Annotated in this window: 17 protein-coding genes; 6 read left to right on the top strand and 11 right to left on the bottom strand. The window is 44.6% G+C overall.

Annotated elements, in window-relative coordinates:
* Positions 1–93: 93 nt before the first annotated feature.
* The 5 genes from BK582_RS03660 to BK582_RS27605 form a co-directional block, all read right to left on the bottom strand.
* Positions 94–849, bottom strand: a complete 756-nt coding sequence (locus BK582_RS03660; protein WP_078593032.1) for an iron ABC transporter ATP-binding protein — start codon at positions 847–849, stop codon at positions 94–96.
* Positions 849–1796, bottom strand: a complete 948-nt coding sequence (locus BK582_RS03665; protein ID WP_078593033.1) for an iron chelate uptake ABC transporter family permease subunit — start codon at positions 1794–1796, stop codon at positions 849–851. The genes BK582_RS03660 and BK582_RS03665 overlap by 1 nt, the downstream gene beginning before the upstream one ends.
* Positions 1789–2739, bottom strand: a complete 951-nt coding sequence (locus tag BK582_RS03670) for an ABC transporter permease (RefSeq protein ID WP_078593034.1) — start codon at positions 2737–2739, stop codon at positions 1789–1791. The genes BK582_RS03665 and BK582_RS03670 overlap by 8 nt, the downstream gene beginning before the upstream one ends.
* Before the next feature lie 318 nt (positions 2740–3057).
* Positions 3058–3573, bottom strand: coding sequence for a MarR family winged helix-turn-helix transcriptional regulator (locus BK582_RS03675; RefSeq protein ID WP_244895335.1), 516 nt, complete (start codon positions 3571–3573; stop codon positions 3058–3060).
* A gap of 338 nt (positions 3574–3911) precedes the next feature.
* Positions 3912–4139 carry a hypothetical protein gene (locus tag BK582_RS27605; protein ID WP_139368207.1) on the bottom strand — a complete coding sequence of 76 codons (228 nt, stop codon included), beginning with the start codon at positions 4137–4139 and terminating at the stop codon, positions 3912–3914.
* A 61-nt stretch (positions 4140–4200) separates the two neighbouring features.
* Here BK582_RS27605 and BK582_RS03685 point away from each other — a divergent pair, with 61 nt between their 5' ends.
* Both BK582_RS03685 and BK582_RS03690 read left to right on the top strand, forming a co-directional pair.
* A complete protein-coding gene (locus BK582_RS03685) occupies positions 4201–4776 on the top strand; it encodes a DUF6944 family repetitive protein (RefSeq protein ID WP_078593037.1) in 576 nt (191 codons plus the stop codon).
* Positions 4777–4887: 111 nt separating this feature from the next.
* Positions 4888–5595 (top strand): DUF421 domain-containing protein, encoded by a 708-nt coding sequence (locus BK582_RS03690; protein WP_078593038.1) that lies wholly within the window; start codon positions 4888–4890, stop codon positions 5593–5595.
* A 106-nt stretch (positions 5596–5701) separates the two neighbouring features.
* Here BK582_RS03690 and BK582_RS03695 read toward each other — a convergent pair whose 3' ends face one another.
* Positions 5702–6883: an acetyl-CoA C-acetyltransferase gene (locus BK582_RS03695; protein WP_078593039.1), complete on the bottom strand. Its 1182-nt coding sequence runs from the start codon at positions 6881–6883 to the stop codon at positions 5702–5704.
* A gap of 281 nt (positions 6884–7164) precedes the next feature.
* Between BK582_RS03695 and BK582_RS03700 the strand changes: the two genes are divergently transcribed.
* Positions 7165–8184 carry an ATP-grasp domain-containing protein gene (locus tag BK582_RS03700; protein ID WP_078593040.1) on the top strand — a complete coding sequence of 340 codons (1020 nt, stop codon included), beginning with the start codon at positions 7165–7167 and terminating at the stop codon, positions 8182–8184.
* 758 nt (positions 8185–8942) lie between these two features.
* Here the strand turns inward: BK582_RS03700 and murJ are convergent.
* The gene (gene murJ / locus BK582_RS03705) at positions 8943–10466 is read right to left on the bottom strand and encodes a murein biosynthesis integral membrane protein MurJ (protein WP_078593041.1); all 1524 of its coding nucleotides are present in this window, start codon (positions 10464–10466) and stop codon (positions 8943–8945) included.
* 205 nt (positions 10467–10671) lie between these two features.
* Positions 10672–11058, bottom strand: coding sequence for a nuclear transport factor 2 family protein (locus BK582_RS03710; RefSeq protein ID WP_078593042.1), 387 nt, complete (start codon positions 11056–11058; stop codon positions 10672–10674).
* Between the two features lie 138 nt (positions 11059–11196).
* On the opposite strand from BK582_RS03710, the gene BK582_RS03715 reads away from it, so the two are divergent.
* The 3 genes from BK582_RS03715 to BK582_RS03725 all read left to right on the top strand — a co-directional run bounded on the left by BK582_RS03715 (position 11197) and on the right by BK582_RS03725 (position 12699).
* Positions 11197–11508: a DUF3892 domain-containing protein gene (locus tag BK582_RS03715; protein ID WP_078593043.1), complete on the top strand. Its 312-nt coding sequence runs from the start codon at positions 11197–11199 to the stop codon at positions 11506–11508.
* A gap of 123 nt (positions 11509–11631) precedes the next feature.
* The gene (locus tag BK582_RS03720; protein ID WP_078593044.1) at positions 11632–11814 is read left to right on the top strand and encodes a hypothetical protein; all 183 of its coding nucleotides are present in this window, start codon (positions 11632–11634) and stop codon (positions 11812–11814) included.
* Positions 11815–12231: 417 nt separating this feature from the next.
* Positions 12232–12699 (top strand): hypothetical protein, encoded by a 468-nt coding sequence (locus BK582_RS03725; RefSeq protein WP_078593045.1) that lies wholly within the window; start codon positions 12232–12234, stop codon positions 12697–12699.
* On the opposite strand, the gene BK582_RS03730 is transcribed toward BK582_RS03725, so the two are convergent.
* The 3 genes from BK582_RS03730 to BK582_RS03740 form a co-directional block, all read right to left on the bottom strand.
* The gene (locus BK582_RS03730; RefSeq protein WP_078593046.1) at positions 12683–13360 is read right to left on the bottom strand and encodes a hypothetical protein; all 678 of its coding nucleotides are present in this window, start codon (positions 13358–13360) and stop codon (positions 12683–12685) included. The genes BK582_RS03725 and BK582_RS03730 overlap by 17 nt on opposite strands.
* Positions 13361–13985: 625 nt before the next feature.
* Positions 13986–16847: a VWA domain-containing protein gene (locus BK582_RS03735; protein WP_078593047.1), complete on the bottom strand. Its 2862-nt coding sequence runs from the start codon at positions 16845–16847 to the stop codon at positions 13986–13988.
* Entirely contained in the window at positions 16831–18633 is a 1803-nt protein-coding gene (locus BK582_RS03740; RefSeq protein ID WP_139368208.1) for a vWA domain-containing protein, read from the bottom strand. Before BK582_RS03740 ends, BK582_RS03735 begins: the two co-directional genes overlap by 17 nt.
* Between the last annotated feature and the right edge of the window lie 2 nt (positions 18634–18635).

An 18635-nucleotide genomic window follows, 5' to 3' on the forward strand; every position in this document is an offset into this window, starting at 1 on the left:
TCGCAAACTATGAAAACTCCTGCCCTTCTTCACCTTGCCAGTTTGTATAACACTTGCCTGAGGAGTCTCGCCTCAGGCAAGTTGATGCCTCATTTAGAAATAAATACAGATATTTTTATCATTGATGCACTTAATATCAATGTCCATATCGTAAATCTCTTTCAGGACAGGGCTGTGGATGATCTCGCATGCCGGCCCTTTTTTCACGACCCTGCCATCCTTCAAAGCTACGATATTATCGGAATAGCAGGATGCAAAGTTAATATCGTGAATCACGATGACGATTGTTTTTCCAAGCTCATCAACAAGTCTGCGAAGTACTTTCATAATCTGCACGGAATGCTTCATGTCGAGATTGTTCAAAGGCTCATCGAGGAGAATGTATTCTGTATCCTGGGCAAGAACCATGGCGATAAACGCTCTCTGCTTCTGTCCGCCACTGAGCTGGTCAAGATACTTGTTCTCCATATCCTTTAGCTCCATATAGTTGATTGCTTCCTCAATGTGGCGCTTATCTTCCTTGTTAAGCCTTCCTTGTGAATACGGGAAGCGCCCGAAAGAAACAAGTTCTTTCACTGTCAAACGTACGCTGATATCATTTGCCTGCTTAAGGATAGAGATTTTCTTTGCAAGCTCATTGTTCTTTGATTTGGTAATATCCTGTCCGTCGATAAGGATTTCACCAGTGTCCTGTGCGATCAGTCTGCTGATCATAGAAAGGAGCGTACTCTTACCAGCACCGTTCGGCCCTATAAAAGAAGTGATCTTTCCTTTTTCAATGTTCAGAGAAACGTCTTCCACCACTGCTTTAGATCCATACACTTTTGATAATCCAGTTACTTCGACCATTATCTTTTCCCCCTTAATAACAGATAGATGAAGTACACGCCGCCGACAAAGTTGATGATGACACTGAGCGTCGTGGAGAAAGTAAACACTCTGTCCACGATGAGCTGTCCGCCCACAAGCGCGATAATGCTGATGAATATTGAACCCCAGATTAACTGGCTGTGCTTATATGTTTTTAAAAATTCGTATGTGACGTTCGCTACGAGAAGCCCAAGGAAAGTAATCGGGCCAACCAATGCTGTTGAGATGGAAACAAGTATTGCGATGATGACAAGGAGCCTTTTGACCACATAATCGTAATCCACCCCAAGGTTTACTGCTTGTTCCTTCCCGAGTGATAATACATCGAGATACTTTACAAATCTTAAAAAGTAGATAACTACCAGGACTATCATGACGATGGCTACCATCAGGATGTCTGTGTTCACATTATTAAAGCTTGCAAACATCCTGTCCTGAATGATCATAAATTCATTCGGGTCGATGAGCACCTGCATAAAGGTGGACAAGCTACCGAAAAACGTTCCGAGAATAATCCCTACAAGGAGAAGGAAATATATATTCCTTGCCCCCTGCCCCCGGAACAGGAGCTTAAAGAACACACCTGCAAAGAGCACCATGATCCCTACTGAAAGGAAAAAGTTTATATTTTTATCCGCGGCCGTTAAGCTCGTGGATCCAAAACTGAAAATAATTACTGTCTGGATCAGCAGGTAAAGCGAATCCAGCCCGAGAATACTCGGTGTTAAAATCCGGTTGTTCGTAATTGTCTGGAAGATTATCGTTGAAAATGCGATCGTTGCGCCAGTCAGCACGATTGCGAGGACGATCATCCCCCGCCTCGGTAAAATATAGCTTAAGTTCGTCCCGAGGTTAGTGAACATGAAAACAGCGATCAGTACGACAGAAAAGACTGCGAGTAAAGTAATTTTTATCCGGTTACTCATACGATTTCCTCCTCAGCAGCAAGTAGAGGAAGATACCGCTTCCAAGCACTCCGACAGTCATTCCAATCGGTATCTCGTACGGGTAAATTATCACCCGGCCGAGGATGTCGCAGAACAGAACGAATACTGCTCCAAGCAAAGCTGTGTGAGGAATGCTGTTTCTTAAATTATCTCCTCTGTAAATGGAGACGATGTTCGGGATAATCAGACCGAGAAACGGTATGATCCCGACGGTGAGAATGACCACCGATGTTACTAGTGCTACAAGGATAAGTCCGAGATGGACAATCCGTTTATGGTTCAGCCCGAGGTTCGTGGCGAATTCCTCGCCCATTCCGGCAACCGTAAACTTATTGGCATACATATAAACGATGACTAAAACCGGAATACTTATATATAAAAGCTCATATCTCCCGCTGATAATCAGGGAGAAGTTGCCTTGCAGCCAGGATGACATATTCTGTACAAGGTCTTCGCGGAGGGCGAAAAACGTTGTAATTGACCCGATAATATTCCCGAACATGAGTCCTACAAGAGGAATAAATATCGCATCCTTGTACCTTACTTTATCAAGTATTTTCATAAAAATAAGCGTCCCTGCGAGAGCGAAGGCAAAAGCGACCAGCGCTTTCACAAATGGGCTGGCCGATGCGAAAAGCATTAAGGAAACTAACACACCGAGCCTGGCGGAATCCATTGTCCCTGCTGTCGTAGGAGATACAAATTTATTTCTCGTAAGCTGCTGCATGATGAGTCCGCAAATACTCATCCCCATGCCGGCGATAATAATACTGATCAGCCTGGGCAGTCTGCTTACAAGCAGAATCTCCCTCTGTTCCTCTGTTAACTGGAAAATGTCCAGGGGTGAAATGTTATGTACACCGAGAAACAGAGAAATGAACGACATTATTATTAGTGCAGCGACTAGATACCATAATCTCATGTCAAAAACGTCCTTTGAAAACCAAGTTGTGTAAGACAGATTAGTAACTTACCAGATTAGAATCATTCTAATTGAGAACGATTCTCGTTACTAACTAACTCGTATTATAGCCGTCATTGAGAATCATTGTCAATGGAGTTTTTTTAAATTTATTTGTTTAAACAACTATTTTGTTTAAAAAAATTCACAATTTAGCCATTTGTTAAAGGGGTTCCGGTGTTTTGTTTTAATTGAAAAGTATTATCATTGTCTGGACAACCTTTAAGAACGCAAAAAAAGCACTCTGCTTCTCTGTAAGCTGAGCACTGTCATGTTTCTTTATTTTTCTTTCCTTAAGTTTTTATCAATCTGGTCTAAAACAGAAAGAAAAGTTTTCATATCCTCGTCAGGAATATTTTCTGAGATGTCCTCAATTGTTTTCTGGGCCTGTTCAATAAGCCCCACCTGCATTTTCTTTCCCGTTGCCGTTAAAAAAATTAGTTTTGTCCGTTTATCAACCGGATGTGGCATTCGTGTTACAAGGTCATTCTTTTCCATATTATTAATAAGCCGCGAAACACTTGGCTGATCTTTCCCAGTCAGCTCCGAGAGCTTGTTCTGGGTAAGTCCGTCTTCTTCCCATAAACGAATCATAATCGCCCATTGTTCATTGGTAACAGGGTAATTCCTCGCCTTAAAGTTATTATTCAGCCGGTTTATCACCAGCCTCGCAGTCGCAGTAATCCGGTAGCCTACTGATTCTGCAAGCACATATTTCCGGTAATCCATCGTTTTCTCCTGTTCTCGTAAAAATTTATTTCCTGAATCAATTTCATAATTCAAGATTTTCATCATTAATACGAACATTATCTTAAAATGTTACTTTGTTGTTCGATTTACGCTGCTGACTGATGCGTTCTGCGGGCACGGCTTCAACTAATTTTTTCCGGCTGAACGCCGTCAAAAATGGATTTTCAGCTTTTCATGCTTTTCCCGCAAGAACGAGCATCTTCTTCACCGCAAATACGTCGAGTTGTCTCGACGGATAATCTACGGAGCTAAGCTGGCAAAACTCTTTTTGCGACGAGTAACCGCAGGAGCAGAGGAAGAGACAACCACCGCCGTCTTACGCTGCAATCGAAAAATAATGTTCGTCCTTTTTTAATGCAAAGTCTATATATGAAATTCATACCCTATGTTAAATATACCATAGATACAAGTCTTATTTGCATGGAAATCAGTCTATGGCGAGTGGTTCCGGACTTTGTTGGATAATCTGGGATTACTTCGGGAATTGAATGCCTGATTTCGAGAATTAGCCCCCTGGTTTCGAGAATGGAAGCACTGATTTCGAGAATTGAACCGCCGTTTTCCATCGCCATAATTAACAAACCTCGGCCATCTTTTAATAATACAGGCAAAATAATTTTACCTTCATACTTTATTAACAGCAGACTTTTTACCAAAGGATGGCGAGACGGCATGCCACACGAGGGGCTCTATATACTGGGTAACTGGATCGAGGCAATCGGTGCTAACCTTGCTGCACTGGGAGTGGATATTGAAATACGGGACAGCGATCAGGGCAAAAGGCTCCGTATTTTAGGGGACGCTGTACAGGGAGCGGGAAACTTTCTTATTGCGGAAACAACACCTTCCGATGGACTTGCTGTACTCGGAAACCGGCTTCAGGCCATCGCTTCCACAGGAAATGCGATCTTAGCCCACAGGGAAATGTATGTGGATGAACTCATTAATGACCAGTTGGAAATTATAAGTGACTCCCTGCAGGCGATCGGCTCTTATGTAACTGCAATTGCCCGGCTGGATGACAACCCGCCAAAAGCAGCGGGGAACTTCATTCAGGCAGTTGGCGCAATCATTGAAGCGGCCGGAGTACTGAATATAATACTCTCAGATAAAGAAAAAGGAGATTTAATGAGAAGCTCCGGCAAATGGGTGCAAGGATTCGGAACGATTATTCAGGCGATCTCCGTTACTCCGGGTCTGAGAGAACTTGTCGGCCAAAGCGGCGACCAGGAAGATGGTAACAGCTGACAGTCCCCCTTTAAGCAACTCCTTTCCTGCAAAAAGGCCCGCCATCACATTTGTTTTTAAAAATTAAAGCGGGGAATATATTAGGCAAGCAGCCAGGAAAGGAGATATAACATGTTATATTTATCTATCCTAAAAGGTATGTTTATTGGATTGCTGGGAGTTGTCGTAATTACCCGCTTCCTTGGGAAAAAACAGCTGTCCCAGGTAACGACGCTTGATTTCGTATACATTCTCGTACTTGGCGGCATTGTTCAGCAGGCAATCTATGAGCCTCACATCCGGACCCATCATATGCTGTTTGCTTTCTTAGTATGGGGAGGATTCATCTGGATTGTGGAAACATGCGCCCAGAGATTTGATAAATTCAGGACTATTATAAAAGGTCCTAATTCCATCCTGGTGCAGAACGGAAAAGTGAATGTAAAAGCTCTGGAAAAAAGCAAACTGGAAATGGGCCAGCTCAGGACCTTACTGCGGGAGCAGGGTGTATTTTCCGTAAAGGACGTAAAACATGCCGTCCTTGAAACAAGCGGCATGCTGAGTGTAATGACGTACGCAAGTAAAGAACCAGTCACTAAAGAAGACATACTGGAAGACTATCCGGAAAATGACCCTACTTATTTACTGGTGGAAGAAAAAGATATTAACTATCGTAATCTTAAGCATATAGGAAAAACAAAAGACTGGCTGCTTAAGGAACTCGAAAAAGAAGGCCATAAGCTGGAGAATCTTTATTTTGCAGAATGGAACAAGCTGAACGGTTTCTATTTCCAGACATACGATGAAAAAGAAAGCGAAGGGGCGTTTTATACAAAATAAAAAGAGGAGTACCCCAGGCTGGCCCTGGAAGGCCGCCTCTACTGTACTCCTCCTTATTTATCTGCCGGGGCTGTCCTGGGATTCCGCAACCCCGCCCAGGATTAATCTACTCCCGTTCTACAATCAACGAGGTACCCTGGCCCCCGCCAATACATAGAGTGGCAAGACCAGTTTTTGCCTCGCGCTTAACCATTTCATGCAGGAGAGTTACGAGAATCCTCGTACCTGAAGCTCCTACCGGGTGGCCGAGTGCAATTGCCCCTCCGTTTACGTTCACCTTCTCCGGGTCGAATCCTAAGTCCTTCACAACAGCTAATGACTGGGCTGCGAAAGCTTCATTCGCTTCCACTAAATCAATGTCTTCCACTGATAAACCAGCATTCTCAAGTGCTTTCTTCGTTGCCGGCACAGGACCGTAACCCATGATTTTCGGATCAAGTGCCGCGGAACCGTACGATTTAATTACCGCTAACGGTTTTACCCCCAGTTCTTCCGCTTTTTCCCTGGACATGAGTACGACCATAGCTGCACCATCATTAATACCGGACGCGTTACCTGCAGTTACTGTACCGTCCTTCTTAAATGCCGGCCTTAGTTTTCCAAGCTTCTCCGCAGTTGTCCCGTGTTTCGGATACTCATCTTTGTCAACTACAACCGGGTCGCCTTTTCGCTGCGGGATTTCCACAGAAACAATCTCATCCGCAAAACGCCCCTCCTGCTGAGCCTTTTCTGCCTTCTGCTGGCTTTTCGCGGCAAATTCATCCTGCTCTTCCCTTGAAAGGTTCCACTGTTCAGCAATATTTTCCGCTGTGATACCCATATGTGTACCGTCAAATGCATCGGTCAGCGCATCATTAATCATCGTATCAACAATTTTACCGTCGCCCATCCGCTGGCCCCAGCGTGCTTTTGGCATAACATACGGAGCATTGCTCATACTCTCCGAACCGCCTGCTAAAACAACGTCTGCATCGCCGAGCATAATAAACTGAGCTCCCATGCTCACAGTTCTCAGCCCGGAACCGCACAGCTTATTGATCGTCATAGATGGAGTCGTATTTGGTATACCCGCATGAATCGCAATCTGCCTTGCCAGGTTCTGGCCAAGCCCTGCTGATAGAATATTTCCTACTAAAACTTCCTGGACTGCGTCCGCTTCAATCCCGGCACGTTTAATAGCTTCCTTTGCCGCCACAGTACCAAGCTCCACCGCCGACAAAGAACTTAAAGCTCCTCCAAAGCTGCCAACCGGAGTTCTGACAGCGCTTGCAATAACAACTTCCCGCATAATGTAAATTCCTCCTTTTATGTCTTCTATTACTATTCTATTGCAAAACTATTTAGAAAACTACTAAACTTATGCTGAGTTTTACCTGTTTTTTGCGGAAAATAATAGTTTAACTCTGCGCAATCTAAGGTATAAGAACTAGACGAGCAGACAAACAGAAGTATCCAAATGCTTAAATTCATTTAATGCTGTTTAATAATTTTGAATTTACTTTCAATTAGTTTTACACTATAAATGATACATACAAACCGGATTTTAACAAAAAAGAAGGACGATGCGTGATGATAAATGTTTTAGTAACAGGAATTGGCGGACCTACTGCCCAGGGTATTATGCGCGGTTTAGCCGACATTGAGAATATTCATATCATCGGCGTAGACCGGCGGGAAATAAACAGTGGCACCCCTCTTTGTGACACCTTCTATAAGGTGCCAAGTGTCAGGGATGAGGAAGACGCATACAAAAATGCTGTAAAGAATATTGTTGAAAAAGAAAATGTCGATGTTATTTTTCCATCATTACACGAGGAAATTAGTATTTACCATAAGTTCCGAAAACAGCTTTCCGCAGTTGTGGCTTCTCCGGAAAGCGAGATTTTACCTGCACTTACTAATAAAATCGAGACGTACCGTTTTCTTGAGGAAACACCTTTAAAGGAATATGTTCCAAAATATTTTGGATTTAAGAGCAGTGAAGAACTGAAGGAAATCATCGAGGAACATTTCAGCGATGAGAAGTACATTGCAGCAAAACAAACTTCCGCCCATGGCGCTTTAGGATTTGCTCTTTTAACAGACAGGGAGACTTATCTGAAAGGCCTGGAAGAGGGTAACAAACACCTCGTTCCAGTGGAAGATTATCTTCAGTTACAGCATTCCGGCGGAGAAATGGTCATGGAATACCTGGACGGCCAGGAATTCAGTGTCGATATCTACGTTTATGAAGGGGATGTAATAGCAACTGTCCCCCGTGAAAGATCCGGTGTGGCAAGCGGGATCGTTCTTGACGGTAAAGTAGTTTACAACGAAGAGCTGATCCACATCTCTTCTGCTGTTGCCCGGGAGCTTATCCGCACAGGATTTATAAACCTGCAGTTTATCACAAAAGGAAAATCCTACAAACTGACAGATGTTAACCCACGATTTTGCGGCAGCCAGATTATGAGTGTTGGCGCAGGGGTAAACTTCCCTTACCTGCTCATCCAGTATCAGCTGCTAAATGAATACCCGGCTGTTGAACCTGAGTGGGGTACAAGAATGATCCGGTTCAGGGATCAGTTTTTTATTAAAGAAAAAACTTGAGATTAATTGGGGACGGGTGCTGCTGCAGCACCCGTCCTTTTTTTGTGTCACTTTTCGTTGATTGACCAGCAGGTTTCGTTGATTAAAATCCCTGATTTCTCCAGTCTGGGCACGCGAGACACTCTTGCGTTACCGCTCCCCTATTTTTTTCCCCGAGCGGGCATGCGAGACACTCTCGTGTTACCGCTTCCCTATTATTTTTCCCCAAGCGGGCACGCGAGACACTCTTGCGTTACCGCTCCCCTATTTTTTTCCCCGAGTGGGCATGCAAGAACCTCTTGCGTTACCGCTCTCTACTTTTTTTGCCCCGAGCGGGCATGCAAAGCCCTCTTGCGTTACCGCTCTCTACTGATTTTTCCCCAAGCGGGCACGCGAGACACTCTTGCGTTACCGCTCTCCTATTTTTTTTCCCCGAGCGGGCATGCAAGGACCTCTTGCGTTACCGCTCCCCTATTTTTTTTTCCCGAGCGGGCATGCGAGACACTCTCGCGTTACCGCTCCCCCATTATTTTTCCTCAAGCGGGCACGCGAGACACTCTTGCGTTACCGCTCCCCTATTATTTTCCTCCAAGCGGGCACGCGAGACCTTCTTGCGTTACCGCTCCCCTATTATTTTCCTCCAAGCGGGCACGCAACACCCTCTCATCTTACCTCAATCCTCTTCCAACTCAGACACACCATACCCTCCCTCCCCAACCACACAAAAAAGAGCATCCAAAAGCCAGAACCTGCCCCCGGATGCTCTCCTATATTCTAAATTAACTTCGCTTTACCAGTCTTCTTTTAATTGCAGCCATTCCATTATCAAGGGCTTCCACTTTCATAAAATACAACAGAACAAAATAGATAACAGCTGCCAGGAAAATTGTCAGCAGAAGAGCTGCTGCGAAAGCCAGCACACCAAGTAAATAATTGTATAGATAGTAAGCTGCCAGCGCCATAACGGCAGAAGCAGCAACAATTTTACCAAAGGCCAGCCCCATTTTCCGGAACTGCAGTGATCCGATTCGTTTTCGCAAATTAAAGAAGAGGAGAATCGCGCAGAAGATTCCTGATATACTCGTTGCCAGTGCCAGGCCGTTGATTCCCATCACCGGAGCAAGGAGAAAGTTCAGTACAATGTTCAATCCCATGGCAATGGCAGCATTAATCATCGGTGTCCTTGTGTCCTGAAGGGAGTAAAACGCCTGTGACAGCACGACCCGGAGCCCAGCTCCCAGCATACCGATCGAATAAAAGAAAAATGCTCCTGCTGTCATCACTAAAGCAGTACTGTCAAAAGCTCCTCTGCCGAAAAGAAGCCGTACTACCGGCTCGGCAAAAACCAGTGCCCCCGCTGTTGCGGGTATAGTCAAAAGTGCAACTCCAACTACCGACTGATGGAGCGCATATTTCATGCTGGCTGTATTTCCCTTAGAAGCCATCCTCGACAAAGAAGGGAACATCACTGTTGAGATGGACATGACAAACACACCATGAACAAAGTTAGTAAGCGTATGAGCGTAATTTAATGCCGATATACCCCCGATTGCCACCTGGGAGGCCAGTGTCCGGTCTACAAGCTTGTTGATCTGATGCACTGCAGACCCTAATATAACCGGAACCGCCAGGATTAACATTCTCCGGAGATGTTCATCCTTTACATCAAATACCTTTTTGTACTTAAAGTCCTTCCGGTAAGAGAAAAACATAAGGATTACCCACTGGACAAACAGCGCTGCGACAAAACCGTATGGCAGTATCGCAGGTTCTCCCATTTCTGAGCTCACAACGATGGAAGCAATTACAATCAGGCTCATTGGAATACCAAGGAGATTCGGCACAGCAAAAAGCTTTTGATAATTTAAGTAAGCACTCAGCACCCGGATAAAAATGGTGAAATAAATACCTGCGAGAGTGACCCTTGTAAAATAAACAGCGGTGTCAAAGATCTCTCCCTCAAAGCCGCTGGCGAACAGCATCACTAACTGTTCAGCAAAAATCATTCCTAAACCGACTATCAATGTACTGAAAACGAGCAGAACATTGATTAAATTATTTGTGAACCTCAGAGCGTGCGCAGGGCCATTATTCTCTTCAATTCTGCTGTACATTGGTATGTAGCCGGTGGCAATCCCTCTGGCAACTACCCCGAAGATTACAACAGGAATCGTCAGAGCGATTAAGTATGCATCACTGATTCCTGAAGCACCGTAAAAGTATGCGAGGGTCACATCTCTTAAGAAACCTACTATTTTTGAAAGAAAAGTTAATATCATTAAAACGATAATTGCTTTTTTCATTAGAAACTCCTATGAATTTTAGCGGCTTTCTACAGTGTATCTGATAAGATTTCCTGTAAAAGGCCTTAATTTTCTTCATCTTCTGCTTATTATCTTATTATCAGCAGCGAGAAACAACTAAGAGCCTGCGTCATTAAGCTGCTGCCGCAAAGAATAAAACCGCAGACTCCCGTTAGAGAACCATGCGGTTTGCCGCTTAATATCATTAAATCTGGTTTTTTTTACTGGCGTCCAGAGTTACAGGGATATAATAGCTCGTTATCTCTGTAATTTTCCCCGGCTCGAATTTATCAAACTTGTAAACATCACAAAAAGCTGTTGTTTCCACGTTTCCGGCCGGGCATATAATTTTCATAATCCCATTACAGGAAGCCGTAAGTTCATGAGTGATAATATGTGAAATCTTTAATTCAATTATATTTTCTTCTTTCATCTTTCTGAATTCTTCCATTACTTCTTTTTTTCCGCGAAATGTTTCCTTCCCCATCAATGTCCAGATTACGTCTTCTATCATATGATCTGTTATAAATTCTGCATCATTAACTGTAAAGGCCTTGTTGAACTTCTCAATAAACTCCCGTTTTTGCGGCATAAGCCGGGACCTCCTTTATCTGTCTCTCTAACATAATCTTAACACTGCCGAAACGCCGTTTATATCTTTTTTTGTTCAAAGAGAGATTCATATTACTGATGAAACTGCAGAAACTAAAGAAAAAAGGAGGCGCAGTGTATGAGTGCAAAAGATTTTGAAGGCATCTACAATGAGTACAAAGCCCAGAGCGTCGACGTTACGAACTCTGCATTTGAAAATATGGAGAAAGGTAAGGAAGCAATTGCAGCTGTAAGGAAAAATGAAGATGGAGATTTAATCGCATTTAAAACAAATACAGGGAGGGAGCTTGATTATGTGACGGCTCTAAATGAAGCGAAGGCTGGGAAGCTAGCTCATATAGATGTTTTCCATAAGTATGGCAGAGATATTATCCGCAGTGAGCCAGACGGCATCCGCGAAAATAATCTGGATGAACTTCCTGAGTTTTAAGGTACAATAGAAGTGCAGACTATTTTTAACAACACACCCTTTTTAAATCTGTATATGGAGGGTACAAGGATGAATAGCATAGTAAGTATGTGAATATGTACAGTTTGCAGAAGGGGTGAAAAAATGAAAAAAAATCTGTATACAACAGGGGACCAAGTACAAATCAGAGCTACCGGGGAAACTGTGACTATCATGAAAGCCCAATACGTAAAAAATATGAAAAGGTATTCCTACACGGTGAACCAGTATCCAAATACCTTTTACTTTGAAGAAGAGCTTGCTGATTTGCCTGAAGGTGAAGAATAGAAAATCAGTGATACAGAAAAAACAGCGGGGACTCCTCTGAGCCTCCGCTGTTTTGTGCTGCATCTAATTTGTAAAGTATGGAACAAGATAATTTATAATCTGATAGCCGCAATAAACCAGGACAGCTGCAACAAGAATGATTAAAGCCCACACCAGTAACCTGACAGCTATCCTTCCCATTTCAGATCACCATCCCATATTTATTTCCATCATCCCATACCCCCGCACTTGCAGCACCCTTTCTTAATACTATTTTGAAAAAAGAAGATGTATTACTGTTTTTCAGAAGGATATTTAACACCGCACTGTTTAAAAACAACAGAGTGCTTAAAATACATGATCAAATTGTCCCGAAAAAAAGGATTACGGAACTTTAGCAGGAATATATAATCATCTGAACAGACAGGGGAGTTTGCTATGGTTTTATTGAATGGTGTATCTGGCTCCAATGGCCCTGATTCGAGGTCCGACGGTTTGTTATTTCAGAAGATATGTTATCTTGCCGCCGCTGAAGCCCAAGGGAGAGTCTTGTCTTTTCATGAGACGGAGGTTGCCAGAAATTATTATAAAGCTGAAGTTGAACTCTCCGGTAAGTCTGTATATAACCTGCTCAACAGCACTTACCCATTTGTCGCCTTTGCTGAGTTTGTTGATCTCACAAAACTGGTGTTCATTGATAACGACTGGCTTAGCAGAAAGTTCAAGCCATATTTTCAGGTGTTATCATCTGCTGAGCTCCATGAACCCATCCGCACCAGAGAGGGCAAAGGAAAAATTATTCTGTTAAATAACAATGAATTAAATGATGCAGAATTAAACATGCTGGAATACTACCGGTCTGTTACTTCCATTGTCGGGGATATTGTATTTAATTTCTGGGATTAGTTCCAGCACTGCCCGCACGCCTGCTCTGAAACAATTGCGTGGCAAACAGAGACAGAATCAGAACTAACTCGGTTATATTTCCTGCGGCCTTACTCTCAAAGGGAATAGAAAGAACGCCAACAACTCCCATGCCAATTAATCCTGCAATGAGCCATATCCACCTTTGCCTTCTCCAGAGGATAATGGAGGCAATTAGTATGGAGAGTGAGACTGCCATCATCATGAGAGGGCCACCGGAGGAACTCACCCGTTTATAGCTTAAAACACCTTGCTGCCATACTGGTTCAAGGGACAGTCCGAAAAGAGGGAGGGCTTCGATAATAATAATGACTCCTGTTAAAAAGACCACCCCGTATGTTCCCAATCTATTCAACGCCCATGTCACCCCTGCTGCCCTTAAAGTTTGCCAGGCAAAAAGGATGAGTAACGGGGTAAAAAAAACGTGCATCCAGTATCTCAGGAAATTTAACGATTCTAATAGCGTTCCTTCTCCAATATAACGCCCGGTGGTAAGTATGCCGTTATCATAAAGTAAAGCTGCGATAACAATTAACAGAAAGGCAGAAAATATATGCCAGCGGTCCTTAATTGCAAAGTATATTCCAGCTGCTAATAACAGAGCATACATAACCGACAGGGAAAAATAAATAACTGTATCCATCCGAAATCACTCGCTTCTTCATATAATGTTTATAGAATGCCCTTTGGTTGCAGATTCATGTGGGTTGGAATTCTGGCAGGCATCAAACGATATATTAACAGAAGCAAAATACAGTGAACCTTCAATCAGTGGCGTCCCCTCTGATTGTTAGTTGAACCATTCGGGATGTTAGCGTCCGTTATCCCCCGCCTAAACATCTTCGCTTCCACTCAGGAATTTTACGGACGGTTACCAGGATAAACGGAGGTTTTCCGTTTATATGGAGTTTGTAGCTCGTTTCGGGGTGATATAAGCGGAGGATATCCGGTTAGGCAAAACAAAATCTCCTATTTTCGGATTTTTTGAGTCAATTGGCGGAATTTCTCCGCCTATTTAAGCGTTTTTTTATAATAATTACGAATTAACCGGAATTCTTCCGTCTATATGAACCCAGGAAAGAATTCTGTGCGCTCTAGGGATGAATCACACTCATTCAGGAAATGAAATCTGTTGCTTAACCTGAGCCCACATACTCTTTAAATCCTGAAAGCTTAATAAAAAAAGACGTATGCAAATTCATACGTCTTTTTTGTCCCTGCTAGTAAGAAATTACCCGATACCTGCTGTTTTGGTAAGTTCCCTTAAATTACAATCCCCTTCGTTTTTTCGCTTCTAGTAGCCGTTTCATTCGATCCTGAGAACTTTCTTCCGTACTGGCAGTGTCTTTACCCTTTGTCTTTTCAGAGGAATACTGTAAACCTGCGGCTCCGGCCTTCTTCCCAAGCCCCTTTTTCCCGCCTGTCCCAGGATTTTCCGTTGAAATTACTTTCTCAGCTTCACTCCTCATCCGGCTCTCTGTTCCCTTCCCTGCCTTCCTACTAAACGAAGCAGCTTTCCGGCTCTTAAGCTCTCCAATTGTCCCTGCCCTCCCAGTTGTTCCTTCTTCTGCCCAGGCCCCTGAGTTCCCTCGCAATCTGGCGAAAGAAAACCTTGGAACACCAAATCTTCTGAGACCCACCTCTGTGAAAAACAACAGGAAGGCGGCTAAAATAAGCCAGTGAGCGATACTTTGTTTTGCAGACGGCGGCTCAGCAAGCGGACGGAAAGCTTCCGAAGCTTCACCGATTACCGCCCCATCTCCCCGGTCTGCCAGTTCCTCCAAAAACCGATCGTTCAATGGCTTTAGTTCGTACTCCTCGGGATAGGAAACAGTTACCCCAGTCTGAAACAGAGGAGTCTGTTCTTCATTCCGCTCTGTAAGCTGCACGAAATGCATTCCCTCATTACCTTCAAAACTCACTTCGTATTCCCCTGGTTTAGTCATACGCACACTGGCTTCCAGTTCGCTGCCCCGCTCATCAACCACTGCGGCATCCAGCGGTTTCGAGGTAGTTTCTTCAGCGGTAAATGTGAGGACACTAGTCATCCCGTCACGGCGCTGAGCCAGCTCGAATGGATCCTGTGTTCCAGCTGAGAATGTCCAGGTGACGATATCATTCCAGAGGGGAGCCCAATTTTCCCAGGCTGCCCAGTCACCAGACCACGCCCCATCCACATCGGATGTCCAGGCGACCGTTTTTCCAAGCCCGTACTGCCACCTGGAAAGAACGGGATCTTCTTTTTCGCTCGTTAACACATTTGTCGCCCGACCCTTTGGCGTTGTTGCGATATAAGCATTCATCCGGGGCACCCCGTTCATAAAAGCAGGTGTCCAGTCTGAGGTGCCTGAACTAATCTTTGGGTAAAAAGGATTGTCCTCGATATATGTCCTCGTCGCAAGCATCGTCTCTCTTGAGAGAATACTCGGCATAGTTGATTCATCGAAAACAGCGTAAAACCGCCCTGCACCATACTCAGCAAGCTCTTCAAGAAGATAGTGGTCTGCATCCGCCCCAACTGCAACGGCAGAAAGAGTAATATTATCCTCTAATCCCCCCTCGATTAAAGCTTTGTAGTCTCCGGTTTCCGGCGACTCCCCGTCTGTAAGGAGAATAATGTGCCGCCGCTGAAGTTCATGGGTCTCAAGCTGCCGGTACCCTTCTGCAAGACCCGGGTAAATATCTGTTCCTCCTCCTGCCGTAATCCCGAGGATTTTTTCCGTTACCTCTCCGATATCCTCCATTGGAGCTGTCTCCACAACCGGCCAGATCTGATCATCAAAGGCGACAACCCCGACTGTGTCCCCTTCCCGAAGAAGTTCAACAGATCTTGCTGCAGCTTCCTTCGCAAGCTCCAGCCGTTGGCCCATCATACTTCCTGACCTGTCAATAACAAATACCATTCCAAGGGACGGAAGCTCTTCTTCACTCTTGATCTCCATTTCAACAGGGAGAATTGTTTCGATCGGGGTGTCCTTGTAGCCGCCAAGTGCAAAACTGTTCATTCCCCCTGTCATAATAAAACCTACTCCAAAATCACGGACAGCTTTTTCAATAATCTCCATTTGTTGAGGGGATATACTCATTGCTGGTACATTGCTGAAAATGATAGATTCATACTGCAAATAATTGTTAAGTTCACCAGGGAGAAAATCAGCCGACACCCTTTCCACATCAAGCTCACTGGAAACAAGTGCATCATAAAGCGCATTTCCCGCCTGATATCTGTCTCCTTCCACAAGCAGCACTTTTGCTGAACCTCCCACGATGGTCATTGCAGAAAGCTGATTATTTTCCGGAATACTGTCTTCGTCGGTAAAAACCTCTGCGCGAATGTGATGTGTCCCGCTTTCTGTAACAGGATGGGTAAAGCTGAAAGAATTCGTCCCCTCCTTCAGCTCCACTACCTCCTCCAGGACCGCTTCTTGATTAATCATCACCTGGAGCAAAGCAGCTGCTTCTTCCGTACTTTCCACCGTAACGGAAATTCTGGCCTTCTCCCCTTTAAACATCTGCCGGGGCACCTGCAGATCCTTCATGGATACATCCTTCATTCCCTGAGAAAAGAACGGTACTGTGTCCACAGTGATCCCTTGTTCCCTTACAATACTCGCCTGATGCAATGCATCTCCTGCCGTTTCATTCCCATCACTCATAATGACAATTCTGCCGCCGCCTTTTTCAGCTAAAAGGCTCGTACTGAGCTGCAGTGCCGATTCCAGGTTTGTATAATCTCCGCTGATCCTGCTCCAGTCACTGCTGAAGCTGTTCTCTGAACTGATCATCCGTTCAATGACAGCATCCCTGCCAACAGAAACAATTGCAAAGGCATCCTCTTCCCCTTTCGCTGAAACAGCCTCCCTTATAAAAGAAGTCATTTCATTGTTCGCCCTGGTGTTTGAGTCAGAACGATCCATAATAAAAACGGTGTGAACTTCTTTTGCCGTAAATACAAGGTTTGGCATTGCCAATGCAACAGCCAGCAAGGTAAAAATAAGTATTCTCAGTGGAACAATAACAAGTTTTTCCCTTGAAGAAAGATGAAGCTTTGACCGTACAAACACTATTACAGCAATCAATACCGGTATAAATAACAATAAAGCGAGAGGCTGTTCAAGTTCGAATCCCACGCCGGAACACCTCCCACTCGATTACCAAAACGAAAAATCCTGCAAGGAGCAGCCAGGTCCACCATTCCGTTCTTGCAGATTCTGCCGGCAGTCCGTTCCCGCTTCCTTCTATGGAAAACGAAGCTGCCGCAACTGCCTCCTTCTCCCTGTCATCCAGGTTCACTGCAAAATAGGTGTACTGCTCCTCGCTATCAGCTAAATAATACAAACCTGGTTCACGAGGAGCCTGAAAAGTCTCTTCATCACGGTCAAACATCCCAATTTCCACGCCTTCCTCATCTATGATCCGGTGTGTGCCTCCTGTCTCCAGCTGTAACGGCCGGGATTCACCAGGGGAAAAATATCCAAGATGACCTGTTTCCCCTTGAAGAAACTCCAGTGCATTATAGACAAACACTGGAAAACTGGGCTGCAGCGGCCAGTCGGAATCCTGGATTTGGAAGAACATCTGCACATAGGGCTGTCCTCTGACCAGGCCCTTCTCCATTAAAGGGATCCCGCCACTTTCCATGATCGTCTCTCCTGACGCAGAAGCCATTGGAGTTGTTCCATCGGTTTTATATGCCTGGCTTATATAAAGCTCCCTCAAGTCCGCATATTCAAACAGCTCTTCCCCGCGTCTTGTTACAATATCTCCTTCGAGAGAAGCGAATTCCTCTTCCGGATCAGCAAGAAGGAGGAACGGACGCTCACCTTCTGTCACCTTTGGGTCTGAAGTTACCAAAATACTGCCGGACGCCGGATCATGAACATCAGACAGCTCCTCCGCCTGGACAATTTCATGCCCAAGCTGAAGCAGTACTTTATGTAAAAAAGGGTTAATATCCCCGATTAAATACAGTACAGATGCCTGCTCAGAAGACGCAAAAGCGAAGGCTGTGTTATCAAGAGCGTAACTGTCCTCCGTTTTTATTTCCGCTTTATAGTATATTCCATTGGGGATCTCTTCCACAGAAATGACAGTCTCCTCTCCTGCAGGCAGTGCCACAGTCTCTGAGTAGCTCGGCACTCCGTCGGCAAAAACCGTTAACTCAGCTGCCTCCGCTTCACCGCCTTCATTTTTTAAAGTAATCACCGCCTCTGCCGTATGCCTGCCAGTACTGACCCCAAACGTCGTAACTGCAATATTCCCTTCTGTCATCGTGTCGTAATTTACTACATGCACAGGCTGTCCTGGCGAAGCTTCCTCTATCATATCTTCCGTAACCTGGTCGCTGAATATATGGATACTGGCCGACTGCTGCTGGCTGAGCGCTCTCGCTAATGACAATGCCTGGCTGAAATTGCTGTGCTCGTACGTTAAATCCAGAGCTTCAATTTGATTTTTTACCAGATCTTTATCAAACTCCCGTGCAACAGCCAGTTCAGGAGATGCACCAGCAGAAATCACACTGACTGCCTGTTCCCGGCTTAGCTTGTCTGCCAGCTCCAGCATATCTGCTTTCGCCTGGCCGAACCTCGTTGTTTCTTCGTCTGTAAAGGCTGCCATCGTTGCCGAACTGTCCACGATAAAAATAACATGATCTCCTTCTACTCCTTCTGCATATAAAAACGGCCGGGCAAGAGCGAACATGAGCAGGAGAAGAATAAGAATCTGCAGCAATAAAAGCAGCTGGCGCTGAAGCTTTTTCCACCATTTAGACGCCTGTCTTTCATTCATCACTTGATCCCATAATATATTCGAGGAAACGATCTCCTCGTCGTACTGTTTCCGGAACATATAGAAGATTACCAATCCGCCAATAAATAAAGAAAGCCCGAAAAATGCAGGCGCTAGTAAACCCATTG

This window comes from Evansella clarkii (assembly GCF_002019695.1).
Classification (GTDB): Bacteria; Bacillota; Bacilli; order Bacillales; family Salisediminibacteriaceae; genus Evansella; species Evansella clarkii.